Here is a 25,214-nt window from a genome sequence, read left to right as displayed (position 1 = left end):
CTCGCCCAGGACCGCTCACCTGGACGCCAGATGCGCTACGACCCTGCCGTAACGCCTCTGGCGTCCAGGTGAAGACCGGAAGCCCCTTCCCGGTAGCGCCGAACCCGCCGGCCGGTAGCGGAGACGGGTGCCCGCCGGGGGGTCAGGCGACGACGCTGACCATCCGGCCGGTCACCACGATCACCTTGCGCGGCTCCCGGCCGGCCAGCTGGTCGGCGACCGCCGCCAGCGCGGCGGACCGGATCTCCTCCTCGGTCGCCCCGGCCGGCACCTCGACCCGGCCCCGGACCTTGCCGTTGACCTGCACCGGGTACGTCACCGTCTCGGCGACCAGCAGGCTCGGGTCGGCCACCGGGAACGGCTCGTACGCCAGCGACTCGGCGTGCCCCAGCCGCCGCCACAGCTCCTCGGCGATGTGCGGGGCGAACGGCGACAGCATCAGCAGCAGCGGCTCGGCCACCTCGCGGGGCGTCGCCTCCAGCCTGGTCAGGGCGTTGGTCAGCTCGATCAGCTTGGCGATCGCCGTGTTCATCCGGATGCCGTCCAGGTCACTCCGAACCCCGTCGATGATCCGGTGCAGCAGCCGGCGGGTCTGCTCGTCGGCCGGGGCGTCGGTGACCCGCAGCCGCCCGGTCTGCTCGTCGACCATGGTCCGCCAGACCCGTTGCAGGAACCGGTACGCACCGATCACCGCCCGGGTCTCCCAGGGCCGGGAGACCTCCAGCGGGCCCATCGACATCTCGTAGACCCGGAAGGTGTCGGCGCCGTACGCCTCGCACATCTCGTCCGGGGTCACCACGTTCCGCAGCGACTTGCCCATCTTGCCGTAGACCCGGGTGACCCGCTGGTCGCCGAAGTAGTACCGGCCGTCGGCCTCCTTCACCTCGGCGGCCTCGACGTAGCCACCCCGCTCGTCCTGGAAGGCGTACGCCTGGATCATGCCCTGGTTGTACAGCCGGCGGTACGGCTCGAAGGACGAGACGTGGCCCAGGTCGTACAGCACCTTGTGCCAGAAGCGGGCGTACAGCAGGTGCAGCACGGCGTGCTCCTGGCCGCCGACGTACAGGTCGACCCCTCCCGGGTCGCCGGGCGCCTGCGGGCCCATCCAGTACGCCTCGTTGGCCGGGTCGACGAAGCGGCCGGCGTTGGTCGGGTCCAGGTAGCGCAGCTCGTACCAGCAGGAGCCGGCCCACTGCGGCATCACGTTGGTCTCCCGGGTGTAGCGCTTCGGCCCGTCGCCCAGGTCCAGCTCGACCTCGACCCAGTCCCTGCGCCGGGAGAGCGGGGTCTCCGGGTCGGAGTCGGCGTCGTCCGGGTCGAAGGTGCGCGGCGCGAAGTCGTCGACCTCGGGCAGCTCGACCGGCAGCATCGACTCGGGCAGCGCGTGCGGGTCGCCCTGCTCGTCGTAGACGATCGGGAACGGCTCGCCCCAGTAGCGCTGCCGGCTGAACAGCCAGTCCCGCAGCCGGTAGGTGACCGCGCCGGAGCCGTGCCCGTTCGCCTCCAGCCACTCGATGATCCTGGCCTTGGCGTCGGCGACGAAGAGCCCGTTCAGGTCCGGGCCGCGATCCGGCGCGGCGCTGTTGATCGCCAGCCCCTCCCCGGGGTACGCCTTGCCGTCGAAGTTCTCCGGCGGCTGCACGGTACGCACGATCGGCAGCTCGAAGACCTCGGCGAACTCCCAGTCCCGCTCGTCCTGTCCGGGTACCGCCATGATCGCACCGGTGCCGTAGCCGGCCAGTACATAGTCGGCGATGAAGATCGGGATCTGCGCCCCGTTCACCGGGTTGGTGGCGTACGCCCCGACGAAGACGCCGGTCTTCTCCCGGTTCTCCGCCTGCCGCTCGATGTCGGTCTTGGCGCCGGCCGCCTTCCGGTAGGCGTGCACGGCGGCCCGGGGGCTCGCCTGCCCGCCGGTCCAGGCCTCCCGGGTCCCCGCGGGCCAGGCGTCGCCGGCCAGCGACTCGACCAGCGGGTGCTCCGGGGCCAGCACCATGTAGGTGGCCCCGAAGACGGTGTCCGGCCGGGTGGTGAAGACCCGGATCGGCGCGACAGCGGTCGGGAACTCGATGTGCGCGCCGGTGGACCGGCCGATCCAGTTCCGCTGTTGCAGCTTGATCGGCTCGGGCCAGTCCAGCGCGTCCAGGTCGTCGATCAGCCGGTCGGCGTACGCGGTGATCCGCATCATCCACTGCTTCAGGCTGCGCTTGAAGACCGGGAAGTTGCCCCGCTCGGAGCGGCCGTCCGGGGTCACCTCCTCGTTCGCCAGCACCGTGCCCAGGCCGGGGCACCAGTTCACCGGCGCCTCGGAGACGTACGCCAGCCGGTGGTCGTCGACGACCTGCCGCCGCTCGGCCGGGGACAGCTCGGCCCACGCCCGGCCGTCCGGGGTGGCCCGGGTGCCCGCCTCGAACTCGGCCACCAGCTCGGCGATCGGCCGGGCCCTGGCGGCAGCGGTGTCGTACCAGGAGTTGTAGAGCTGTAGGAAGATCCACTGCGTCCAGCGGTAGTAGTCGGTGTCGATGGTCGCCACCGAGCGCCGGTCGTCGTGCCCCAGCCCCAGCCGGCGCAGCTGCGACCGGAAGTAGCCGATGTTCGCCTCGGTGGTGGCCCGGGGATGGGTGCCGGTCTGCACCGCGTACTGCTCGGCGGGCAGCCCGAACGCGTCGAAGCCCATCGTGTGCAGCACGTTCCGCCCGACCATCCGCTGGTAGCGGGCGTAGCAGTCGGTGCCGATGTAGCCAAGCGGGTGCCCGACGTGCAGCCCCGCCCCGGACGGGTACGGGAACATGTCCAGCACGAACAGCTTCTCCGCGTCCGCCCGGGGATGGCCGGGATCGGCCAGCGGCCCGACCGGGTTGGGCGCCCGGAAGGTGCCCCGCTCGGCCCACCGGTCCTGCCAGCGGATCTCGATCTCGCCGGCCAGCTCGGCCGTGTACCGGAACGGCGGGATCTCCGCCGCCGGTTCGGCTGCCTCGGTCGTCATGTCGTCTCCTTGCTACGTCTCCTCGTCGCCCGCCCTGGCCGACCGAGCTGCTGGGCACCGAATTCAGATCTGTGGGCCGGGTCCGTTCTCCGGGCACAAAAAAGCCCCTCGCACAGGAGGGGTGGCCGCACTGTCGCTGTCTGTCGCGTCAGCACGGCTCGCTAAGGAGCAGGTGAACCCTGGGCACGGGGTCATCGTACCGCGCCCCCAGCAGGGCTGTCGCAGCCGATACCGTCGGAGGATCCGACCCCCGGGCTCTCCGGTGTGCTCGGCTCTCCCGCCGAATGCGGTTAGCCTGAGTGATGCGGGTGATCCGGTTACTCCGGACGGACGTATTCTCCCGCGAACCATACGGCCGGCCCAGCGACTCTTAATAGGCGGCGGCCGTGATCGACGAGGAGGAGGCCCGTGACTCAACAGACCTGGGACGAACTGGGCGGCGCGCTGCCGAGCGACCAGTTCCGTGCCGCCAGCGACGCGATCGTGGCCAACATCGAAGAGGTCATCGAGGGCAAGACCGCGACGGTCCGGCTCGCTCTCGCCGTCCTGCTGGCCGAGGGCCATCTCCTGATCGAGGACGTACCGGGCGTCGGCAAGACCAAGCTGGCCAAGGCGCTCGCCCGGTCGATCGACTGCTCGGTCCGGCGCATCCAGTTCACTCCCGACCTGCTGCCCAGCGACGTCACCGGGGTCAGCGTCTACAACCAGGAGACGCACGACTTCGAGTTCAAGCCGGGCGCTGTCTTCGCCAACCTGGTGGTCGGCGACGAGATCAACCGGGCCTCGCCGAAGACCCAGTCCGCGCTGCTGGAGAGCATGGAGGAGCGGCAGGTCACGGTCGACGGCGTCACCTACGAACTACAGACGCCGTTCATGGTGATCGCCACCCAGAACCCGATCGAGATGGAGGGGACCTATCCGCTGCCGGAGGCGCAGCGCGACCGGTTCACCGCCCGGATCGCCATGGGCTACCCGGACCCGGGTGCCGAGCTGGCCATGCTGGACGTGCACGGCGGCCGGGACCCGATCCACGAGCTGCGGCCGGTCTCCGACGCCGCGACCGTACGGAAACTGATCGCCACCGTCCGCGACGTGCACGTCGCCGACGCCGTCAAGCAGTACGCCGTCGACCTGGTCACCGCCACCCGCGAGGCTCCCGACCTGCGCCTCGGCGCCTCCCCCCGGGCCACCCTGCAACTGCTGCGCACCGCCCGGGCGGTCGCCGCGCTGGAGGGGCGTGACTACGTCCTCCCCGACGACCTCCAGGCGCTGGCGGTACCGGTGCTGGCGCACCGGGTGATCTCCACCGCGGACGCGCAGCTCGCCCGGCGCACCACCGACGCGATCATCTCCGACCTGGTGCACCGGCTGGCGTTGCCGCACGAGCGGCAGCGCTCCCCCTACGACACCCGGCCACCCTCCGGCGACGGCAGCACCGGGCGCTCGCAGTACGAGCCGCGGAGGCGATGACGGTGCGCGAGGCGCTGCGCGGTCTCACCACCCGGGGGCGGTCCTTCCTCGCCGCCGCCGTGGCAGCGGCGATCTCCGCGCTGATCCTCGGCGAGAAGGACCTGCTCCGGGTCGCCATCCTGCTCGGCGTACTGCCGCTGCTCGCCGCCCTCTACGTCGGGCGCAGCCGCTACAAGCTCGCGTGCAGCCGCTCGCTGGAGCCGCACCGGGTGCCGGTCGGCGCCAGCTCCCGGGTCGTGCTCCGGTTGCAGAACATGTCCCGGCTGCCGACCGGGACGCTGCTGCTGGAGGACCGGCTGCCGTACGCGCTCGGCAGCCGCCCCCGGGTGGTGCTGGAACGCCTCGGCGCGCACCAGGCCAGCTCGGTGGCATACACGGTCCGGGCCGACGTGCGCGGCCGCTACGAGGTCGGCCCGCTGGTGATCCGGCTGACCGACCCGTTCGGGCTCTGCGAGCTGACCCGGGCCTTCCCCAGCGTCGACCCGCTCACCGTCATCCCGCAGGTCACCCCGCTCCCCTCGATCCGGCTGGCCGGCGAGTACGCAGGCACCGGCGAGAGCCGGGCCCGCTCGGTGGCGGTGCACGGCGAGGACGACGCGGCGACCCGGGAGTACCGGCGCGGCGACGACCTGCGCCGGGTGCACTGGAAGTCCACCGCCCGCACCGGTGAGCTGATGGTGCGCCGGGAGGAGCAGCCCTGGGAGAGCCGGGCGACGGTGGTGTTGGACACCCGGGCGTTCGCGCACCGGGGCGAGGGGCCGACCGCCAGCTTCGAGTGGGCGGTCTCGGCGGTGGCCAGCATCGCCGTGCACCTGCGGCAGGCCGGCTACAAGCTCCGGCTGGTCAGCGACTCCGGCATCGACGCCAGCGCGAACGACGCCGGTGGCGAGGGACTGCTGCTGGACTACCTCGCCGACGTCCGGCTCAGCCAGCGCGGCGACGTGGCTACGCTGGTCGAGCGGGTTCGGCAGCGCTCCGACGGCGGGCTGGTCATCGCGCTGCTCGGCACGTTGACCACCGCCGAGGCGGACCTGCTCGCCGGGCTGCGTGGCAACGGCGCGACCTGCATCGCGTTCCTGGTGGACAGTTCGACCTGGCTCAACCTGAACCCGCAGGCCCGCGAGGAGGCGAACCACGCGCACGGCGCCGCCGCACTCGGGCTGATGCGCAGCGGCTGGCGGGTGGTGGGGGTCGAACACGGCAGCAAGTTGCCGGCGCTCTGGCCGCAGGCGGCCCGGGGCTCGCAGGGCTTCGCCTGGCGGGCCGTACTGGCCGAGACGGTCGCCGGTGGAGTGCGGTGACCGTCGCCGGTGGAGTGCGGTGACGGTCGCGCGGGACGGGACCGGCGAGGTGGATGAGGGCGGCGGAATGAAACCGAACGGCAGCACCGGCACGGACGGGAAGTTGTGATGAGGGGACGCCGACATCTGGGATTCGTGGCGGCCGCGGCCACATTGCTCGCCGCCGCACCGATGTCCACCATCTACGAGCGGTGGACCTGGCTGGTGCAGTGCGCGGTCGTCGTCGGGCTGATCGCCGGCACGGCCACCCTGACCCGCTGGTGGCGGGCGCCGGTCTGGGCCCAGGGGCTCGGCATGGCCGCCGCGCTGCTCTTCGGGCTGACCTGGATCTTCCCGAGCGGGCAGGAGATGCTCTCCCTGCTCCCCACCCCGTCCACCATCACCCACTTCGGCTCGCTGCTCGCCAGCTCCGGCGAGGACATGCGCGCGTACGGCGTACCGGTGCAGGACCTGGACTCGCTGCTCTTCCTGACCGCATTCGGTGTCGGCGGTGTGGCGATCGTGGTGGATCTGCTCACCGTCGGGATGCGCCGGCCCGCCCTGGCCGGACTGCCGATGCTGGCGATCTATTCGGTGCCGGTTGCCGTACACGTCGACAGCGTCTCGGCGGTGCCGTTCGTGATCGGGGCGGTCGGCTTCCTCTGGCTGCTCGCCGCCGACAACGTGGACCGGGTCCGCCACTTCGGACGCCGGTTCACCGGCGACGGGCGGGACGTGGACGTGTGGGAGCCGTCCCCGCTGGCCGCCGCCGGCCGCCGGCTGGCGGTGATCGGCGTCGCGGTGGCCGTACTGCTGCCGCTGGCCGTACCGGGGATGACCTCGGGGCTGCTCAGCCAGTTCAACAGCGGCGGTGGCAGCGGCGAGGGCGGCGGCCGGGCCGGACCGGGCGGCTCGCCGGGCCGGGTGAACCTCTTCGCCCAGCTCAGCGGTGAACTCAACCGGGCCGAGCAGCGCGACATGGTACGGGTGACCACCAGCGACCCCGATCCGTTCTACCTGCGTTTCGCGGTCGCCGACGACTTCTCCCGGACCGGGTTCGGGCCGCGCTCCCCGGAGGGGACGCCGGTGACCCAGGGCCTGCCGGATCCGCGCGAGGTGGCCCGGGAAGCCCCGGGGATCACCCGCGAGCAGTACAACGCCGACGTCGAGATCCTCGACTTCGCCATGCCGTTCCTGCCGGTCTACACCGCACCGGTGAGCACCCGCCAGATCGACGCGAACTGGCGCTACGACGCGACCATGCAGGTCCTCTACTCGGAACGGGCGTCGTCGCGGAACCGGAAGTACTCCTTCGACTTCGTCCGCTCGGAGTACACCCCGGCCGCGCTCGCCGCCGCACCGACGCTGGCCCCGGAGCACGCGTTCCGCAAGCTCTACACCACCGTCGAGCCGGTACGGGAGGTCGAGGAGGTCGTCTCGCGGCTCACCTCCGGCAAGCGGAACGACTACGAGCGGGTGCGGGCGATCTACGACCACTTCTCCCGGAAGAACGGCTTCAGCTACGCCCTGAACACCGAGGGCGGCACCAGCGGCCAGGACATCGTCAACTTCCTCACCAACAAGGTCGGCTTCTGCCAGCAGTACGCCGCCGCGATGACCTGGCTGGTCCGCGAGGCCGGCATTCCCGCCCGGGTGGCTTTCGGCTTCACCAGCGCCAACCGGTCGGGCAACACCTACACCCTGACCAACAACAACCTGCACGCCTGGACCGAGGTCTACTTCACCGGCATCGGCTGGGTCCCGTTCGACGCGACTCCGGCGGCCAGCGTCACCGGCTCGTGGCGTTCGCAGTGGGCACCGGACCCGGACGCGCCCGAGCAGACCTCCACCTCCCCGACGGCGCCGACCGGCCCGACCGCCGACCCGTCGGCCGGCCCGGAGGCGGCTGACGGGTCGGACCGCCCGCTCGACGAGGCGTTCGACGGCACCGCCGGGGTCGCCCCGGAGAGCGGGCCGAACTGGCCGCTCTGGGTACTGGCCGGGGTGGTGCTGCTGGCCCTGCTGCTGACCGTGCCGGCGCTGCGGCGGGTGTTGCTCCGGCGGCGCCGCCAGACCCGGGCCGCCGCCGCGGCCAGCGCCCTGGCGTCGGTGACGGCGGACGAGGACGCGCCGCCCGGGGTCGCCCGGGTGGTGCTCAGCGACTCCGAACTGGCCCGGGCCCGGGCCGACGCGCACGCCGCCTGGGACGAGCTGGTCGACACCCTGGTCGACTTCCGGGTCCGGGTGGATCCGGCGGAGACTCCCCGGGCCACCGCCGACCGGCTGGTCCGGGAGGGGCTGACCGTCGGCAGTGCCGGCGAGGCGATCCGGCTGCTCGGGCACGCCGAGGAACGCGCCAGGTACGCCCGGGAGCCGCTGCGGCACGGCCCGCTGGGTGAGGCTCTCCGCTCGGTACGCCGGGCGCTGAGCGCCGGAGCCGACCGGCGGACCCGGCTGGTGGCGGCCACCCTGCCGCCGTCGGTACTGTTCCGCTGGCGATTGGCGGTCATGGATCTGTCGGCCGGGTTCGTCGGGCTGACCGGCCGGGTCCGGGACCGCCTGCTGCGGTGGAGCCCCCGGCGGGTGCTCGCCGGGCGTCCGTCCCGCTGATCCGGGCCGCCGGTAACGGCGACCGACCGAAAGGGCCCACTCCGCGAGTCGCGGGGTGGGCCCTTCGGCCTACCTGAGGTCGGCGTGGCGAGACGGATCGTGAGGTGGATCACCGCGTCTTGGAGGTGGAAGAACCGGTGCGCCGGGAAGCCGGTGTGGCTCGGCAGCGGTGCAGGGACGCGAACGGCCGACGGAGGCGCACCGCCGACAGCGGGTGTGCGGGCACGGAGAAGTGCCACTGGTCCGGGACGGATCCCGGACGGTACCGCCAGCGGGGCGCACCCCACGGACGGGTAACGGTCAGCGGTGGCCTTCCGGCCGCTGACGCCACCTCTCCTCGAGTCGGTCGATCAACGACAAGCGTCGCCCGCTGCGGACGCGGCGGCTGGTGGTGCCGCCGACCACGTGCAGGTCCGGTGACTGCGCCTTACGCTGCGACATCATCGCGAACGCGGCCGCACCGAGCATCACCACGAAGCCCGCCACTCCGAGCAGCGGAGTTTTGCTCACCGTGCCGTAGACGACCAATGCAAGGCCAGCGATGATCACGCTGACCGCGACGAGCAGGCGACGTCGCGCGTGGAAACGCGGGTCGCTGGCGCGCACAGCCGAGGCGAACTTAGGGTCCTCGGCAAGCGACTGCTCGATCTGCTCGAACAGCCGCTGCTCGTGCTCCGAGAGCGGCACGGCACTCCTCCCCGGTCACGTTGGCCGGTCCGCTCGGACCGACAGACCGTGGCAGCCAACCGGCTGCTTACCCGCCAGTCTACGAGGGGGGTCGCGGGTCGGAAAGCGGGACGACCTATGGCCGCGTCGGATTTTCCGTCCGCCGCAGGTCGTCGTGCCCCAAGAGACTCGCTGGGCGCACCATGGAACGCCCGAATCGGGCGGCCGCGGCGTCGGCGGCGGCCTCCGCCTCCCGCCAGCCGTGCTCGGGCGCGCCGAGCGCGAGCTGTCGGGGTGTCTGGTCGCCGTCGCTGAGCCCCTCGACCCGGATGCCGATCAGCCGGATCCGGTCACCGGGGCCGAGTGCGTCGAACAACGCCCAGGCGGTGTCGAACACCTCCCGGGTCACGTCGGTCGAGCCGCCGAGGGTGCGGGACCGGTTGACCGTCCGGAAGTCGGCGAAGCGAACCTTGATCGAAACCGTCCGACCGACCTGCCCGGCCCGGCGCAGCCGGACCCCGACCTTCTCGGCGAGCGCCAGCAGGGCCCGCCGGATCGTCTCCGGCTCGGCCAGGTCGGTGTCGAAGGTGACCTCGGCGCCGATCGACTTCTCCGCGTGCTCCGGACTGACCCGGCGCGGATCGCGCCCCCAGGCCAGCTCGTGCAGGTGAGCCGCTGCCGCGTCACCCAGACTGCCCCGGAGCAGCCCGACCGGCGCCTCGGCGATGTCCCGGACCGTCCGCAGGCCGAGTCGGCGCAGCGTCTCCGCCGCCCGCTCCCCCACCCCCCAGAGCGCCTCCACCGGCAGCGGGTGCAGGAACTCCAGCACCCGGTCGACCGGTACCACGATCAGCCCGTCCGGCTTGGCCCGACTGGAGCCGAGCTTGGCCACGAACTTGGTCGGCGCCACCCCGACCGAACAGGTCAGCCCCTCCTGCTCGGCGACCCGGGACCGGATCAGCCGGGCGATCTCGGCCGGCCGGCCGAGCAGCTTGCGTGCCCCGGCGACGTCGAGGAACGCCTCGTCCAGCGAGAGGGGCTCCACCAGCGGGGTCACGTCGCGGAGGATCTCCATCACCGCCCGGGAGGCCGCCGTGACCCGCGCGAAGTCGGGCGGCAGGAAGACCGCCGACGGGCAGAGCGCCCGGGCCCGCATCGTCGGCATCGCGCTGCGCACGCCGTACTCCCGGGCCTCGTAGCTGGCCGAACTGACCACGCCGCGCGGGCCGATCCCGCCGACCACGACGGGCCGGCCCCGCAGGTCGGGCCGGCGGCGGACCTCGACCGCGACGAAGAACGCGTCCATGTCGACGTGCAGGATCGGCGAGCCGGAGTCGTCGGCGTCCGCGCCGAAGCGCGGATCACCGCCGCGTGGCACGGAGTGGCTGCGACCCATAACGGCAGGTTAACCCGGGGGTACGACGCAACCGCGCCGACGATTCCGGTTGGCACCGACCGGGTACGGCTCTCTACCATTGGCGCTCCGGCGCAGCACCCGGACACGGGGGAGGAATGGCGATGAAGACGGTGCCACTCGGGCAGACCGGCGAAGAGGTCAGCCAGTTCGCGCTCGGCTGCATGCTGATGGGCACGCTCGCCGACGAGGAGTCGTCGTACGCGATCCTCGACCGCTACCTCGACGGCGGCGGCACGTTCCTGGACACCGCGAACTGCTACGCCTGGTGGCCCGGTCCGCCGTTCCGGGGCGGCGAGAGCGAAAGCCTGCTCGGCCGCTGGCTGCGCCGGACCGGGCGGCGGGACGACGTCTTCCTGGCCACCAAGGGCAGCGCCTGGATCCGCGACGTCGACGCGGTGCGGAACAACCCGCACGACCCGCACGCGGCCCGCCGGCAGTACGAGGGGGCCGGCGGCGACACCCTGCGCCGGGCACTCGACGACAGCCTGCGCCGGCTCGGCACCGACCACGTGGACCTCTACTACGTGCACGTCGACGACCGGAACACCCCGCTGGAGGAGACCCTGGAGGCGCTCGCCGGGCTGGTCGCGGCCGGCAAGATCCGGTACGTCGGCTGGTCCAACGTCCGGACCTGGCGACTGGAGCGGATCCGGCAGCTCGCCGACCGGTACGGCTGGCCGGCCCCGGTCGCACTGCAACAGCAGCACTCCTACCTGCGCCCCCGGCCGGGTGCCGACACGCTCTCCATCGTGGACGACGAGCAGCTCGACTACCTGCGCGGCAACGACGACGTGACCCTGGTCGCCTACTCGCCGATCCTGAAGGGCAGCTACGACGACCTGGCGAAACGCCGCGACCACCACGTGATGGAGTCGTACCGGGGGCCGGACGCCGATGCCCGGTTCGCCGCCGTCGCCGAGGTCGCCGCCGAGCTGGGCGTGACCGGCAACCAGCTCGTACTGGCCTGGCTGCTGCACCAGCGGGATCCGGAGTTCGTGACGCTGTTCGGCCCCCGCACCCCCGAGCAGTACGCCGCCGCGCTGCCCGCGCTGGACCTCACCCTCACCGACGAGCATCTGGTTCGGCTGGCCGAAGCCGGCGCCTGAGCCGGGCCGGTAACCGGCGGTTTCCCTTCCGGTTCTCGCATCCTGCGAGTCGTCCGCCGGAACTTGTCTGATTGACGACTCTCCGGCCGGCGGCACCGGTGGCGGATTCGTTATCGCCTGATCACTTTTCCGGTACTCGCCATCGCGGGTGCAGTCGGAATCGGCTATCCGAGTCGGGTACGGATTAATGTCTGCGAGTGGATCCGGGCTGGCTTGTCGGCTGTCGCGATCGGACGGTCGTGGCTGTTGGGGCGTTGTCGCGGTGTGGTAGTTGTGGTCGGTCGTCGCGTTTCGGCTGATCATGATCGGTTCTGGTCTGGGGGTCGGTGGGTGTGGCTGGTGCGCCGGTCCGGGTCTTCATTTCGTACGCGCACCAAGATTCTGATCATGGCGAGTTGGTTCGGCGGTTGTGGTTGTTGCTGCGATCGTTGGGTGTCGATGCGAAGTTGGACGTGACAGCGACGGCGCATCGGCAGTTCTGGCCGGACTGGATGAGTGAGCAGGTTCGCGAGGCTGCGTTCGTACTGGTCGTCGCATCGCCGGCATATCGGGAGCGCGGAGAGGATCGCGGGGACCGGTCGACAGGGCGCGGCGTGCGGTGGGAAGCGCGGTTGTTGAAGGAGCGGTGGTATGCCGATCCGGAGGCGGGGCTGCGATCGATCCTGCCGGTGGTCCTACCGGACGGGGACGTCGACGGTCTGCCGGACTGGCTGGTCCCGGTCGGCGGCTCGGTCTACCACGTACCGGAGCTGACCGCCACGGGGGTGGAGGAGCTGCTGCGGGTGCTGACGGCCCAACCGCAGGAGGTCGAGCCGCCGGTCGGGACGGTGCCGTGGTTGCCGCCGCGGTCGACCGCACCGGCAACCGGGCCGACTGCCGTGCCGCCGGTCGGCACGGAACGGGTCGGGTTGTCGACGGAGTTGTTGATCAATGCGCGGTTGGCGGATCAGCGGCTGACCTGTGAGGTGAGTCTGGCGGGGACACCGGTGTGCCGGCGGGAGGCGGTGCTTCCCGTGGAGGTGGGCCGGGTGTGGGATTCGTTGACCGGACCCGTGGTGGTGGCACGGGAGCGGTTCGCGGAGGTCGGCCGGGTGTTGGCGGGAGTGGTGTTCGACGAGCTGGGGCAGTCCGTGGTGGCCGATCTTGTGGCCCGGCTCCGGCCGGGTGACCAGGTGGAGGTGGTGTGGTGCGCCGACGGCGCGGCGTTGGGGGTGCCGGTGGAGTTGCTGCGGTTGACCACCACGGATGGTGAGCAGCTCGGGCCGTTGGCGCTGATCGGTGGGGTGAGTGTGCGCCGGCTGGTGCGTGGCGTCGGCGCGGTGGGGACGGCGGGGTTGCCGGGGCCGTTGCGGGTGTTGGCGGCGGTGGCCGCGCCGGAGGAGACCCGCACGGCGAACGCCGCGTTGGACGTCGAGGCGGAGATGCAGGCGTTGCTGGACGCGGTCGGTGGTCTCGTCACCGGTCCGGGCGGGCAGGTCCGGATCCTTGAGGTGGCGTCGCTGGCACAGATCACGGCCGCGCTCCGGGAGACGGAGTTCCATGTGCTGCACCTGTCGGCGCACGGTTCGCCGTCGGAGGTGGAGTTGGAGGATGAGGACGGCAACCCGCAGCCGGTGGGCGCCCGGGAGTTGATGAACGCGATCAAGGACGCGGGGGCGGCGGTGCCGTTGATCGTGCTCTCCTCCTGCGCGGGAGCCGCGGATGACGGCGACGCCCTGGCAACCGCGATGGTCGCGGCGGGAGCGGACCGGGTGCTGGCGATGCAGGCATCGGTGACCGACGGTTACGCGACCCGGCTGCTGGCCGAGTTCTACCGGGAGCTGGCGTCGACATCGGCTGGCCGGGTGCCGTCGGTCGGGGACGCGTTGGCCCGGGCCCGGCGCGGTGTGGAGCGGGCTCGGCGAGCGGACGACCGGCTGCCGCGCCCGGAGTACGCGGTGGCGACGCTGCTGTGCGCCGGCGCCGACCGGCCGTTGATCGACACGGGCCGGCCCGAGGTGGACCTGACCACGGTGGTGGTGCCGTCGGGCACCTCGGTACGCGAGCTGGGGCTGGGCCAGCTGATCGGGCGCCGGTCCCAGTTGCGGGAGGCGACCGGGGTACTGCGTCGTACCGAACGGGCGCGGGACCGGTACGGGGTGATCAGCGGGGTACAGGTGATCGGAGTCGGCGGGATCGGCAAGACCGCGCTGGCTGGCCGGTTGGTCACCCGGCTCCGCGGTGACGGGATGCTGCCCGTGGTACACGAGGGCCGCTGGAACCCGTCGGCGGTGTTCGCCGGAATGGCGGCGGTCCTGGAGGCGGCCCGCCCGGGCAACCCGGTGGCGGCGACGCTCGACTCCGTGGAGGTACCCGACACGGCGAAGGCCGCCCTGGTCGCGAAGGTGCTGGGTGCGGTGCCGGTACTGCTGGTCTTCGACGACTTCGAGCAGAATCTCAGCCCGGGCGGCGCCGCCTTCCTGGATCCGGCGTTCGACGAGGTCTTCAGCGGTTGGTGCGAGGCCGCGCAGGCCGGGGCGGTGCTGGTGACGTGCCGGTACCCGCTCCCCGGTGACGACCGTTATCTCGTGCCGGTGCCGGTCGGACCCCTGTCGCCGGCCGAGTTGCGTCGACTGCTGCTGCGCCTGCCCGCGCTACGCGGGCTCGCCGATGACGACCTTCGGCTGTTGACCCGGACCATCGGTGGCCATCCCCGGCTGATCGAGTACGTCGACGCGCTGCTGCGTGGCCGGCCCGCCCGGTTCCGGGAGGTACAGGCCAAGCTACGGCGGCTCGCCGACCGGGAGGGCATCGACCTGCGCCGGCCCCGACCGGTTGGCGCAGCGGTGGAGGACGCCCTGTTGTTGGGGGGCGGCGACATCCTTCTCGACGAGCTTCTCGGTCTGCTCACCGAGCATGAGCGTGAGGTGCTGGGGCAGTTGGCGGTCAGCCGCGCCCCGATGTCCCTCGACGACCTCGCCTACGCCCTGGCCGGCCCTGAATCCGCCGAGGCCGGCTCCGAGGCGCCGGTACCGCTGACGCAGCTGGCGGCCGAGGTGGAGCGCCTGGGTGATCTCACCCTGCTCGCTCCGGGCGATGAGATTCTGGTCCATCCGTGGACCGCCGAACTTCTCGGCCGCCGCCCCGACCCCGACGCCGCCCGCCGCCACGCACACGCGCTGCGGATGCGGGTACGCCGGCTGCGGGAGGGCCGTCACGAGTACGACGATCTGATCGACATCGTCCGCCATCTGGCTGCCATCGGCCAGTACGACGACATCCCGGAGCTGGCCCAGGGAGTCGTCACAGCGTTACCCGGCGTGCTGGCCGCCGCCGCCTACCTGGCCGAGATCCGCCCTCTGATCCCCCGCACCGAGCCTGCCTGGGCGCAGGTGGTCAAGCAGGAGTTCGAGGCCGTCCGTGCTGCCGGTGACCTGACCAGCGCCCGTACCCTGCTGTACGACATACGCCAGGCCGTCGAACAGCGCCTCGCCACCAACCCCGGCGACGAGCAGGCGACGGCGGACCTGTCCGTTCTGCTGGTCGACCTGGGCGACCTCGCCATCACCACCGCCGACCTCGAGACCGCCCGTGGCCACTACCAGAGCGCCCTCGACCTTGGTGCCGCGCTATCCGCCGACGTCTACAACAATCCCTGGTGGCGTAACCGACCCGCCCTGATCCGCGACCGGCTCGGGACCATCGCTCGCGCGGCCGGCGACCTGACCACCGCACACCAGCACTACCAGGCCAGCCTCGACATCGCCCAACGACTCACCGCCACCGACCCCAGCAACACCAGATGGCAACGGGACCTGTCGGCGAGCCACGACCGGCTCGGGGACATCGCGATCGCGGCCGGCGACCTGACCACCGCACGCCAGCACTACCAGGCCAGCCTCGACCTCACCAAACGGTTGGCCGCCGCCGACCCGAGCAACACCGAATGGCAACGCGACCTCTCCATCAGCCACAACAAACTCGGCGACGTCGCGGGCTCGGCTGGTGACCTGACCACCGCACGCCAGCACTACCAGGCCAGCCTCGACATCCGACAACGGTTGACCACCACCGACCCCAGCAACAGTCAATGGCAACGCGACCTGTCCATCAGCCACAACCGGCTCGGGGATGTCGCTCGCGGAACCGGCGACCTGACCACCGCACACCAGCACTACCAGGCCAGCCTCGCCATCACCCAACGACTCACCGCCACCGACCCCAGCAACACCGAATGGCAACGCGACCTCTCCATCAGCCACGACCGGTGCGGGGACGTCGCGGTCGCAGCCGGCGACCTGACCACCGCACGCCAGCACTACCAGGCCAGCCTCAACATCCGACAACGGTTGACCACCACCGACCCCAGCAACACCGAATGGCAACGCGACCTCTCCATCAGCCACAACAAACTCGGCGACGTCGCGGTCGCAGCCGACGACCTGACCACCGCACGCCAGCACTACCAGGCCAGCCTCGACATCGCCCACCGACTCACCGCCACCGACCCCAGCAACACCGGCTGGCAACGGGACCTGTCGATCAGCCACAACCGGCTCGGGGACATCGCTCGCGGAACCGACGACCTGACCACCGCACGCCAGCAGTACCAGGCCAGCCTCGACATCACCCAACGGTTGGCCGCCGCCGACCCCAGCAACACCGGCTGGCAACGGGACCTGTCGATCAGCCACAACCGGCTCGGGGACATCGCTCGCGGAACCGACGACCTGACCACCGCACGCCGGCACTACCAGGCCAGCCTCGACATCCGACAACGGTTGACCACCACCGACCCCAGCAACAGTCAATGGCAACGGGATCTGGTCGAGACAGCGGCGAAGTTGGCGGACCTCGAGACCGAGAATCGAGAACTGTAGAGTCAAGCCCTGCTCGACGGTACGACCAGCAGTGGGATCGTCATCTCGGTCGCCGTACACGAGCCGTGGTACGCGACCAGCGTCGTCTCGATCGGGTTGTGCGTCTTCGACGCGAGTACGACGGTCGGGGCCAGACAGGCGACCACCACGTCGCCGATGCGCGGCAGGTGTGCCTCGGGTACCGGGCCGAACCAGCCGGCCGAGACCGCTTCCTCCCGCGTCGCCACCCACGCCTGCTCGCCGAGCACCTCCGACCAGGCGGCCACCACGTCGGCGGTCGCCCCGGGCAGGGTGTGCAGGTAGCGGACCCGGGCCTCGCCGGCCACCACCCGCAGCCCGGCGCGCAGCCGGGGATCGGTGTCGAGGTCGTAGCGTCCCTCGGCCGGGATGTCGAGCTGGCCGTGGTCGGCGGTGACCAGCAGGGCCGCGTCCGGGGGCAGCCCGTCGACCAGCCGGGCGACCAGCGCGTCGACCTCGGCGACCGCCGACCGCCAGTCGGCAGAGTCGATCCCGCTCAGGTGCCCGTGCCGATCCACCTCGGGGTGGTAGCCGTAGACCAGGGTCGGGCCGTCCCCGGCGGTGAGTGCGGCGAGCATCTCGGTGGCCAGCGCGTCGGCATCGTCCGCTCCCCGGTGCGTTCCGCTGCGGTAGGCGGCCACGCTCAGCCCGGTGTTCGCCAGCGCCGGCCGGCTCACCACGGTCACCGCCACCCCGGCCGCCTCGGCCCGCTGCAACTCGGTCGGCAACGGCTGCCACCGGCGCGGATCGGGGTCGTCGCCCGAGCCGGCGGCGGGAGTGGGCACCGGGTCGCCGGCCGGCGACCCGGGAAGCTCCGGCTCTGCCGCACCGGATAGCTCGACGGCACCGGCGGGCGGCCAGGAGCCGCTGGGACGGTCGCCGCCGACGGGTGAGCCCGGACCGCCGCCGGGGAAGTTCGGACCGTCGAGCGGCGACCTCGGCCAGTCGATGTGCGTGAGGATCCGGTCGGTGCCGGGCACGTTGACCCGGAAGCCGAGCACCCCGTGTGCGCCGGGGGCGGCGCCGGTGCCGAGGCTGACCAGACTGGTCGGGGTGGTGGAGGGGAAACCGCAGGTGAGCGGGCGTCCGAACCGGGCGGCCAGGTCGGCCAGCGTCGGTGCGTGCGGGGCGGCGGTCGGCAACTGGTACCAGCCGAGCCCGTCGACCAGCAGCACCGCGATCCGGCGTACCCCGGCCAGTTCGCCGGCCAGCCCGAGCGGGTCGACCCGGTCCGCTGCCCCGGCGGGTACGCCGAGCACCGACAGTGCGCTGGGCAGCACGTCGGAGAGGCTGCCGCCGAAGTAGTGCGGCCGGACCAGGCCGAGTGGGTTACGCGGGCTCGTCATGCCGGACGGCGGGCGAACAGGTGCAACTGGGCGGCGATGTCCCGGTACGGCGGCAGGGCCGAGGCGGCCAGCTCCAGCTCCAGCAGGGCCGGCGGATCCGCCTCGGCGGCCACCGCCGGGATCAGGTCGGCGAAGACGCGTACCCCGTGGGTCTGCTCGACCGCCAGACCGGCGGCCTCCAGCAGCGCGGCGGCGCCGTCGGCGTCGTAGCGCCGGCGCAGGGTGTCCCGGGGCCCGGCGTGCCCGTCCGGGTCGCGCAGCAGGGTGGCGGCGACCTCCAGGTGCCCGTTCGTGACCCGGCTCAGCACGGCGGCGGCCCGATTCGCCACCAGTACGCTCGCCGCGCCGCCAGGGCGCAGCGCGGTGCCGATCGCCCCGACCACTCCGGCCGGATCGTCGACCACCTCCAGTACGGCGTGGCAGAGCACCAGGTCGGCGCTGGCCGGCTCGACGAGTCCGGCGAGGGCGTCGCCGTCGCCCTGCACGGCGCGTACCCGATCGGCGACCCCGGCCTCGGCGGCCCGCCGGGTCAGCGCGGCGAGCGCGTCCGGGCTGGCGTCGACCACCGTCACCCGGTGACCGGCCTCGGCCAGCGGCACCGCGAAGCCGCCGGTCCCGCCGCCGACGTCGAGCACGGTGAGCGTCCTGCCCGGCTGCCGGGTCAGTTCACGGCGCAGCACGGTCCAGACCACGGCGGTACGCGGGCCGGTCACCGGGCCGGACGGGCGGCTCTGAGTTCGCTCCACCCGACGAGCCTAAGCCACCCGGCGCAGCCTCAAACGCCCGCCAGAGGTGTTAGGAAGGGCCCCTTGCTATACAAAAAGCGCTATGAGGGGGCCCTTCCTAACGCTTCAGCGGAAGTCGCGGGAGGCGGGGGTGACCGGTGGGGTGATCGCGTCGAGGCGGTCGGCGACCAGGTTGGTCACCCCGTCGTGCCGCTCCAGCCTTCCCCGCACCAGCAGTGCGGTGCTGGTCCGGGCCACTTTCCGGTAGCGCTGCCACAGCCCCGGCGAGCAGGTGACGTTGAGCATGCCGGTCTCGTCCTCCAGGTTGATGAAGGTGACCCCACCGGCGGTGGCCGGACGTTGCCGGTGTGTGACGATGCCGCCGACCCGGACCCGGGTGCCGGGTTCGACCTGGGCCAGCCGGGCGATCGGCACCGCGTCGGCAGCGTCGAGCTGGCCCCGGACGGACTGGGCCGGGTGGCTCTCCGGGGAGAGCCCGGTGGCCCAGACGTCCGCGACCAGCCGGTCCACCGCGTCCATCCCGGGCAGGGTCGGCGCCTCGGCTCCGGCGATGGTGCCGGGCAGCCGGTCCGGCCTGTCCTGTGCGGCGGCGCCGGCCGCCCAGAGCGCGGCCCGGCGGGTCAGCCCGAAGCAGGCGAAGGCGTCCGCGGTGGCCAGCGCCTCCAGGTGTGCGGCGGTCAGACCGACCCGGCGGGCCAGATCCGCCATGTCCCGGTACGCCCCGTGCGCGGTCCGCTCCCGCTCGATCTTCTCCGCCAGGTCGTCGCCGAGAGTACGCACCCCGGCCAGGCCGAGCCGGACCGCCGGACCGCCCAGCCCCCACCGGTGCGGCGGCTCGCCGGGCGCGCTCCCCCACCGGGTCTGGTGGGTGGATTCCAGGGTGGCCTTGGCACCGCTGGCGTTGACGTCCGGGCGGCGTACCTCGACGCCGTGCCGGCGGGCGTCGTCGACCAGGGTCTGCGGCGAGTAGAAGCCCATCGGCTGGGCGTTCAGCAGCGCGGCCAGGAACGGCGCCGGGTGGTAGCGCTTGAGCCAGGAGCTGGCGTAGACCAGATAGGCGAAGCTCATCGCGTGGCTCTCCGGGAAGCCGAAGCTGGCGAAGGCGGAGAGCTTCAGATAGACGTCGTCGGCGACCTCGCCGGTGATGCCCCGCTCGGCCATCCCGGCATAGAGCCGGTCCCGGATCTGCGCCATCCGCTCGGCCGAACGTTTCGACCCCATCGCCCGACGCAGCTCGTCGGCGCCACCGGCGTCGAAGCCGGCCAGGTCGATCGCGAGCTGCATCAGCTGTTCCTGGAAGAGCGGCACCCCGAGGGTCTTCTCCAGCGCGTTGCGCATCAGCGGATGCGGGAAGGTGACCTCCTCCAACCCGTTCTTGCGCCGGATGTACGGGTGCACCGAGCCGCCCTGGATCGGGCCGGGCCGGATCAGCGCCACCTCCACCACCAGGTCGTAGAAGCAGGTCGGCTTCAGCCGGGGCAGGGTGGCCATCTGGGCCCGGCTCTCCACCTGGAACACCCCGACCGAGTCGGCCCGCTGCAACATCGCGTAGACCTCGGGGTCGTCCAGGGACATCGAACTCAGGTCGAGGGTCGACTCGATCATGTCGTACGCGTAGTGCAGCGCCGAGAGCATGCCGAGACCGAGCAGGTCGAACTTGACCAGCCCGGCGCTGGCGCAGTCGTCCTTGTCCCACTGCAACACGGTGCGGCCCGGCATCCGCCCCCACTCGACCGGGCACACCTCGATGACCGGCCGGTCGCAGATCACCATCCCGCCGGAGTGGATGCCCAGGTGCCGGGGGAACGTCTGTAGTTCGTTGGCGTAGGTGATCACGTGCTCGGGGATGTCGTCCACGTCGACCGCCGCCACGCTGCCCCACCGGTCGATCTGCTTGCTCCAGGCGTCCTGCTGCCCGGGTGAGAAGCCGAACGCCTTGGCGATGTCCCGCACCGCCGACCGGGGCCGGTACGAGATGACGTTGGCGACCTGGGCGGTGTGCTCCCGGCCGTATTTCTTGTACACGTGCTGGATCACCTCCTCCCGGCGGTCGGACTCGATGTCGACGTCGATGTCCGGTGGGCCGTCCCGTTCCGGGGCGAGGAAGCGCTCGAAGAGGAGCTGGTGCCGGACGGCGTCGACATTGGTGATCCAGAGCGCGTAGCAGACCGCCGAGTTGGCCGCCGATCCCCGACCCTGGCAGTAGATGTCGTTGTCCCGGCAGAACTTCACGATGTCGTAGACCACCAGGAAGTAGCCGGGGAAGCCGAGCGCCTCGATCATCCCCAGTTCGTGGTCGAGCTGCCGGTACGCCTCCGGATGCGCGTCGCGGGGGCCGTACCGTTGCAGCGCGCCGGCCATGGTCAGCTCGCGCAACCAGCTCATCTCGGTGTGCCCGGGCGGCACCGGGTAGTCCGGCAGCCTCGGCGCGACCAGGTTGAGGTCGAAGGCCAGCTCGGCGCCGAACTCGGCGGCCCGGGCCACCGCGCCGGGATAGGCCGCGAACCGGGCCGCCATCTCCGCCCCGCTGCGCAGGTGGGCGGTACCGGCCGCCGGCAGCCAGCCGTCGATCTCGTCCAGGCTGCGCCGGGCGCGTACCGCCGCCAGCGCGGTGGCCAGCCGGCGGCGGGACGGGGTGGCGTAGTGCACGTTGTTGGTGGCCACGGTGGGCAGCCCGGCGGTGGCGGCCAGCTCGGCGAGCGCGTCGTTGCGGTCGCCGTCGTACGGGTCGCCGTGGTCGGTCAGCTCCACCGCCACCGTCTCCGGCCCGAAGAGCTGGGCCAGCCGGTCCAGCTCCCGGGCCGCCGCCTCGACCCCCTCGGTGAGCAGCGCCGTCGGCACCGTGCCCTTCCGGCAGCCGGTCAGCACCAGTACGTGGTCCTTCAGCTCCCCGGCGACCTCTTCCAGCTCGCCGTAGACCGGGCGGCCCTTCTCGCCGCCGCGCAGCTGGGCCCGGGCGATGGTGCTGGCCAGCCGGGCGTACCCCTCGGGGCCGTGCGCGAGCACCAGCAGGTGCCGGCCGAGCGGGTCCGGTTCGCCGTTCTGGGAGCCGGGCAGCCCGAGCGACAGCTCGGCGCCGAAGATGGTGGGCAGCCGCAGTGTCCTGGCCGCCTCGGCGAACCGCACCACCCCGTAGAACCCGTCGTGGTCGGTCACCGCCAGCGCGGTCAGGCCCAGCCGGGTCGCCTCCTCGGCCAGTTCCTCCGGATGGCTGGCCCCGTCGAGAAAGCTGAAGTTGGTGTGCGCGTGCAGTTCCGCGTACGGCACCGCGCCCTCGACCGGGGCGGGCAGCTCGGCCGGGGTGTAGCCGGGGCGCTTGCGGGTCCAGGCCGGGGAGTCGCCGCCGTCGGCGTCGACCGCGAGCGGGTCCACCACGCGCAGCCGTGGCTCACCCGGGCCGCCGGGCCGGCCGGAGAGCAGACGTTCCAGCTCGGTCCAGGGCATGTCGGGGTTGTGGAAGCTCACCGCCGGCCCTCCCCGAGTCCGTGTCTGCCTCGGTCGCCCGGACGCGTGATCCCGCACGCCGTCGCGTACCTAGTCATAGATGGCCTCCACCCACCACCGGCCGCCGGCCAGGGAGAGCAGCAGCGCCGTACCGTCGGCCAGGCCCATCTGGAACCGGGCCCGGCGCCGGGCCTCCGCCGGAGCCCACCAGCGTTCGTCGACCGGCCACGGACCGGCCCAGTTCACGATCTCCACCGAGCCGACGGAGGCTACGGCGGCGGTCAGCTCCAGCCGGGCCGGCGGGGCGCTGACCGCCAGCCGGGCGGTCACCCGGACGAGTTCCCCGGCTGCGTCGTAGACCGCCGCCGGCAACGGCTCGGGGAGCACGACCGCCGGTGCGGGGGACGGCAGCCGGCCGGGCCACGGCGGAGCCGCCGGCCGGACCGGCGCCCGTTCGTCGCCCCAGGGCACCAGCCGGGTCTGGTCGGCCGGGGAGCGCCCGCCGCCGAGCACCGCGGTCACCACCGACTCGGGGCCGAGGATGCCCTGCACCCGGCTCAGCGCCCGGTGTGCCCGCTCCCGTTCCGCCCCGGTCTCGCCCCACAGTCCCGGTTGCAGGCCGACGTGCGCCAGCACCCCCTCGGGGACCAGGCGCAGCCGGATGATCCCCGCGGTCGGCCGGGCCGGGCCGGCCCGGCCGGAGCCGGGACGCCGGCTGGTCCCGGTCAGCCAACCGTCGAGCTGCCAGCGCACCCGGTCGACGATCGCCGCCGAGGTCAGCAGCCCGTCGTGCCGCCAGACCCGGCGCAGTTCCTGGCCGTGCGCGGTGACCGCCTCGATGCCGAGCCGGGTGCAGGCCAGTCCGTGCCCGGTGAGGGTCTCGTGCAGCCGCTCGGCGAGTGTCCGCGCGGCGAACGCCGCCGCGTCGACCCGGTCGAGCGGATCGTCGTAGGTCTCGGTCACCGCCAGGTCGGGCGGCGGGCGACGGACCGCGAGCGGGCGGTGGTCCTGGCCGGCGGCCAGCCGGTGGGCCAGCATCCCGTCGAAGCCGAACCGGGCCAGCACGTCCGCGGCGGGCAGCGCCGCGAAGTCGCCCAGGGTACGCAGCCCGAGCCGGCGCAGCAGGTCGGTCAGCCCCGGCCGGCCCAGCGCCTCGACGGGCAGCCCGGCGAGGAACGCCGCGGTGCCGCCGGACGGGACGACCCGACCGGACCGGGCGGCCAGCCCGGCGGCGAAGACCCCGTCGGCGATCCCGACCTGGCTCTCCACCTCGCAGGTCTGCGCGACGTGTTCGACGATCCGTTCGGCGGCCTGCTCCTCGCCGCCGAAATACCGGCTCGGACCGCGCGCGGCGACCGCACACGCACCCGGGCGGATCACCTCGACCCCGGCCACCACCTCCTCGACGGCGGCGGCCACCGGCTCGAAGGCGCGTACGTCCCGGCCGGGGTCGTGGTCCAGTACGGTCAGCCGGGGGCAGCGGCTCTGCGCCTCCCGTTTGCGCAGCCCCCGGCGTACGCCCTCGGCGCGGGCGGAGGCGGAGGCGGCGACCACCCGGTTGGCGTACAGCACCGCGACCGGGGCCGCCGCCGACACCCCGTCGACGATCTCCGCGGCGATCACCGGCCAGTCGGGGCACCAGAGCAGCATCGTCCGCACCGGCGCCACCGCACACCTCCCTCGACCAGCAGTTATGCGGATCTTAGAACGTGTGTTCGACTCAGGTTGCCCCTACCCCTGTGCGGTTCTCGAAGTGCCTGCCCGGCCGACCACGGTGAGCGGGACACGGCGCGCTGCCGCCGCCCCCGGCGGTGCCGACGCACGTGCCCGGGTCGACCCGTCGCCGGGCAGCCAGACCCGGATCTCCTTGGGGCGGGCCGCCGCGCCACGGCCCCGGGCGGAGATCGTCACCTCCCGGCGGCGCAACCTGCCCCGGCCCTGCCCCAGCCCCTCCCAGGCGCCCCGGATCACCTGGAGCGTCACGTCGGCACCGACCCAGCGGCCGTACGGGACGAGCACGCTGCCGCGTTGCCGGGCCCGGGCGGCCAGCCGGCTGACCACCGAGGCGGAGACCGTGTCGGGCACCGCCGCGACCACGACGTCGACCCCGTCGATCAGCGCGGCGACCACCGTCGCCCACTCCGGGCCGGGATGGGGGACGAGGGCCAGCCGGTCCAGCTCGATGCCGAGGTCGGCGGCGGCGGCCGCGCCGAGGGTCGGCACTCCGACCACGGCACACCACGATCCGGCCCGGGACGCCTCGGCGAGCAGCGCCAGCATCAGCGAGGTACTGCCACCCCGGGCCGGTTGGCCGAGGCCGACCGCGACGGTACTGCCCCGGCGCAGTCCCCGGTTGGGCAGCAGCCCGGCCAGCTCTGGAAGTACCGGAAGCAGTCGGTGCGCGCCGGCCTGGTCGGAGCCGTTCGCCGGGCGTACCAGGTCCGCCAGGGCAGCGGAACCGACGACCATCCGCCCCGCCATCTCGACCCTGCTCCCCCGTGTGTCTCGTCCCGCCTCCGCCTCTGTTCTCCGCCGCTGGTGCGGCAGCGGTCAGGCGGCGATCCCGTCGAGGACGGGCTGGTGCGCCACTCCGAGCGCCACCTCGATCACCGCGACGAACTGTTCGGCCGCGCGGAGCAGGTCGTCCGCCTCCCGGGCAGTCACCACCCGGGGAATGCCCGCCTCGGCGGCGGCCCGCTTGGTGGCACCGGTGGCGAAGTAGTTGGCCCACTCCCCCAACTCCGGGGCGACGACCACCAGCAGCGCCCAGACACTGGTGACCCGGTTTCGGCGGGTGGGTGCGGGACGGGCCCGGGCGGCGAGCATCGCCGCGGCGGCCCGCAGTGCGGCCAGGTGCGCGGCGGCGTACCGCAGGCCGTCGGGGCGGGTCTCGGCGGCCTCCGCCAGCCCCATCCGGGCGATCGTCAGTAGTTGGGCCGGGGTGCGGTGCGGCAGCACGTGCGACGGCACCGTCGGCGCCTGAGCCTGGCTGGTCGGCATGGGACTGTCTCCTCCGCGTCACCCATTCACCGCGTCGCCGTTGCCGGCCGGAACGACCACGCTGGTCAACGCCAGCGCGGTGGCCGAGGGCGACGCACCACGTCGAGCTGGCCGGCTGCGGAGGAAGACGCACCGGTGTGTGGCCGGCCGGATGTGGACGCTTCCCCACACCACACCCGGCCGGCCGACCGGCGGGTTCGTGGGGGGGGCCCCCCCGGGGGGGGGGGGGGGGCCCCCCCCCCCCCCGGGGTTGGTGGGGCTGGGGG

Annotated in this window: 14 protein-coding genes; 5 read left to right on the top strand and 9 right to left on the bottom strand. The window is 72.8% G+C overall.

Annotated elements, in window-relative coordinates; translation table 11 throughout:
* Positions 1–142 precede the first annotated feature (142 nt).
* On the bottom strand, positions 143–2,986 hold the full coding sequence (gene leuS, locus V1634_RS10835; RefSeq protein WP_331207635.1) for a leucine--tRNA ligase: 2,844 nt from the start codon (positions 2,984–2,986) through the stop codon (positions 143–145).
* Between the two features lie 408 nt (positions 2,987–3,394).
* Between leuS and V1634_RS10830 the strand changes: the two genes are divergently transcribed.
* The 3 genes from V1634_RS10830 to V1634_RS10820 all read left to right on the top strand — a co-directional run bounded on the left by V1634_RS10830 (position 3,395) and on the right by V1634_RS10820 (position 8,346).
* On the top strand, positions 3,395–4,456 hold the full coding sequence (locus V1634_RS10830; protein ID WP_107261400.1) for an AAA family ATPase: 1,062 nt from the start codon (positions 3,395–3,397) through the stop codon (positions 4,454–4,456).
* Positions 4,457–4,458: 2 nt separating this feature from the next.
* Positions 4,459–5,757 carry a DUF58 domain-containing protein gene (locus V1634_RS10825; protein WP_331207865.1) on the top strand — a complete coding sequence of 433 codons (1,299 nt, stop codon included), beginning with the start codon at positions 4,459–4,461 and terminating at the stop codon, positions 5,755–5,757.
* A 108-nt stretch (positions 5,758–5,865) separates the two neighbouring features.
* Positions 5,866–8,346, top strand: a complete 2,481-nt coding sequence (locus V1634_RS10820) for a DUF3488 and transglutaminase-like domain-containing protein (RefSeq protein WP_331207634.1) — start codon at positions 5,866–5,868, stop codon at positions 8,344–8,346.
* Between the two features lie 300 nt (positions 8,347–8,646).
* On the opposite strand, the gene V1634_RS10815 is transcribed toward V1634_RS10820, so the two are convergent.
* Positions 8,647–9,033 (bottom strand): DUF3040 domain-containing protein, encoded by a 387-nt coding sequence (locus V1634_RS10815; RefSeq protein ID WP_107261404.1) that lies wholly within the window; start codon positions 9,031–9,033, stop codon positions 8,647–8,649.
* Positions 9,034–9,148: 115 nt separating this feature from the next.
* Complete coding sequence (locus tag V1634_RS10810) at positions 9,149–10,408, bottom strand: DNA polymerase IV (RefSeq protein WP_331207633.1); 1,260 nt, start codon at positions 10,406–10,408, stop codon at positions 9,149–9,151.
* Between the two features lie 122 nt (positions 10,409–10,530).
* Here V1634_RS10810 and V1634_RS10805 point away from each other — a divergent pair, with 122 nt between their 5' ends.
* Both V1634_RS10805 and V1634_RS10800 read left to right on the top strand, forming a co-directional pair.
* Positions 10,531–11,535: an aldo/keto reductase gene (locus V1634_RS10805; RefSeq protein WP_331207632.1), complete on the top strand. Its 1,005-nt coding sequence runs from the start codon at positions 10,531–10,533 to the stop codon at positions 11,533–11,535.
* Positions 11,536–11,861: 326 nt separating this feature from the next.
* Positions 11,862–16,394 (top strand): CHAT domain-containing protein, encoded by a 4,533-nt coding sequence (locus tag V1634_RS10800; protein ID WP_331207631.1) that lies wholly within the window; start codon positions 11,862–11,864, stop codon positions 16,392–16,394.
* Positions 16,395–16,396: 2 nt separating this feature from the next.
* Here the strand turns inward: V1634_RS10800 and V1634_RS10795 are convergent, their stop codons facing one another.
* From V1634_RS10795 to V1634_RS10770, 6 genes are all read right to left on the bottom strand, one after another.
* Entirely contained in the window at positions 16,397–17,758 is a 1,362-nt protein-coding gene (locus V1634_RS10795; protein ID WP_331207630.1) for an alkaline phosphatase family protein, read from the bottom strand.
* The gene (locus tag V1634_RS10790; protein ID WP_331207629.1) at positions 17,755–18,504 is read right to left on the bottom strand and encodes a methyltransferase domain-containing protein; all 750 of its coding nucleotides are present in this window, start codon (positions 18,502–18,504) and stop codon (positions 17,755–17,757) included. The genes V1634_RS10795 and V1634_RS10790 overlap by 4 nt, the downstream gene beginning before the upstream one ends.
* A 105-nt stretch (positions 18,505–18,609) precedes the next feature.
* A complete protein-coding gene (locus tag V1634_RS10785; RefSeq protein WP_331207628.1) occupies positions 18,610–21,969 on the bottom strand; it encodes an error-prone DNA polymerase in 3,360 nt (1,119 codons plus the stop codon).
* Between the two features lie 69 nt (positions 21,970–22,038).
* Positions 22,039–23,616, bottom strand: a complete 1,578-nt coding sequence (locus V1634_RS10780) for a DNA polymerase Y family protein (protein ID WP_331207627.1) — start codon at positions 23,614–23,616, stop codon at positions 22,039–22,041.
* Positions 23,617–23,679: 63 nt separating this feature from the next.
* Complete coding sequence (locus tag V1634_RS10775) at positions 23,680–24,429, bottom strand: hypothetical protein (RefSeq protein WP_331207626.1); 750 nt, start codon at positions 24,427–24,429, stop codon at positions 23,680–23,682.
* Positions 24,430–24,498: 69 nt separating this feature from the next.
* Positions 24,499–24,948: an SAV_6107 family HEPN domain-containing protein gene (locus tag V1634_RS10770; protein ID WP_107261417.1), complete on the bottom strand. Its 450-nt coding sequence runs from the start codon at positions 24,946–24,948 to the stop codon at positions 24,499–24,501.
* Positions 24,949–25,214 lie beyond the last annotated feature (266 nt).

The organism is Plantactinospora veratri (genome assembly GCF_036421995.1).
GTDB lineage: Bacteria > Actinomycetota > Actinomycetes > Mycobacteriales > Micromonosporaceae > Plantactinospora > Plantactinospora veratri.
Note: the sequence above shows the minus strand (reverse complement) of the source record. Positions and strands in the feature narration are given on the sequence as shown.

Coding starts and splice junctions, on each gene's coding strand:
- V1634_RS10775 (WP_331207626.1), bottom strand. CDS start 24,429: ATGGCGGGGCGGATGGTCGTCGGTTCCGCTGCCCTGGCGGACCTGGTA.
- leuS (WP_331207635.1), bottom strand. CDS start 2,986: ATGACGACCGAGGCAGCCGAACCGGCGGCGGAGATCCCGCCGTTCCGG.
- V1634_RS10810 (WP_331207633.1), bottom strand. CDS start 10,408: ATGGGTCGCAGCCACTCCGTGCCACGCGGCGGTGATCCGCGCTTCGGC.
- V1634_RS10805 (WP_331207632.1), top strand. CDS start 10,531: ATGAAGACGGTGCCACTCGGGCAGACCGGCGAAGAGGTCAGCCAGTTC.
- V1634_RS10795 (WP_331207630.1), bottom strand. CDS start 17,758: ATGACGAGCCCGCGTAACCCACTCGGCCTGGTCCGGCCGCACTACTTC.
- V1634_RS10770 (WP_107261417.1), bottom strand. CDS start 24,948: ATGCCGACCAGCCAGGCTCAGGCGCCGACGGTGCCGTCGCACGTGCTG.
- V1634_RS10820 (WP_331207634.1), top strand. CDS start 5,866: ATGAGGGGACGCCGACATCTGGGATTCGTGGCGGCCGCGGCCACATTG.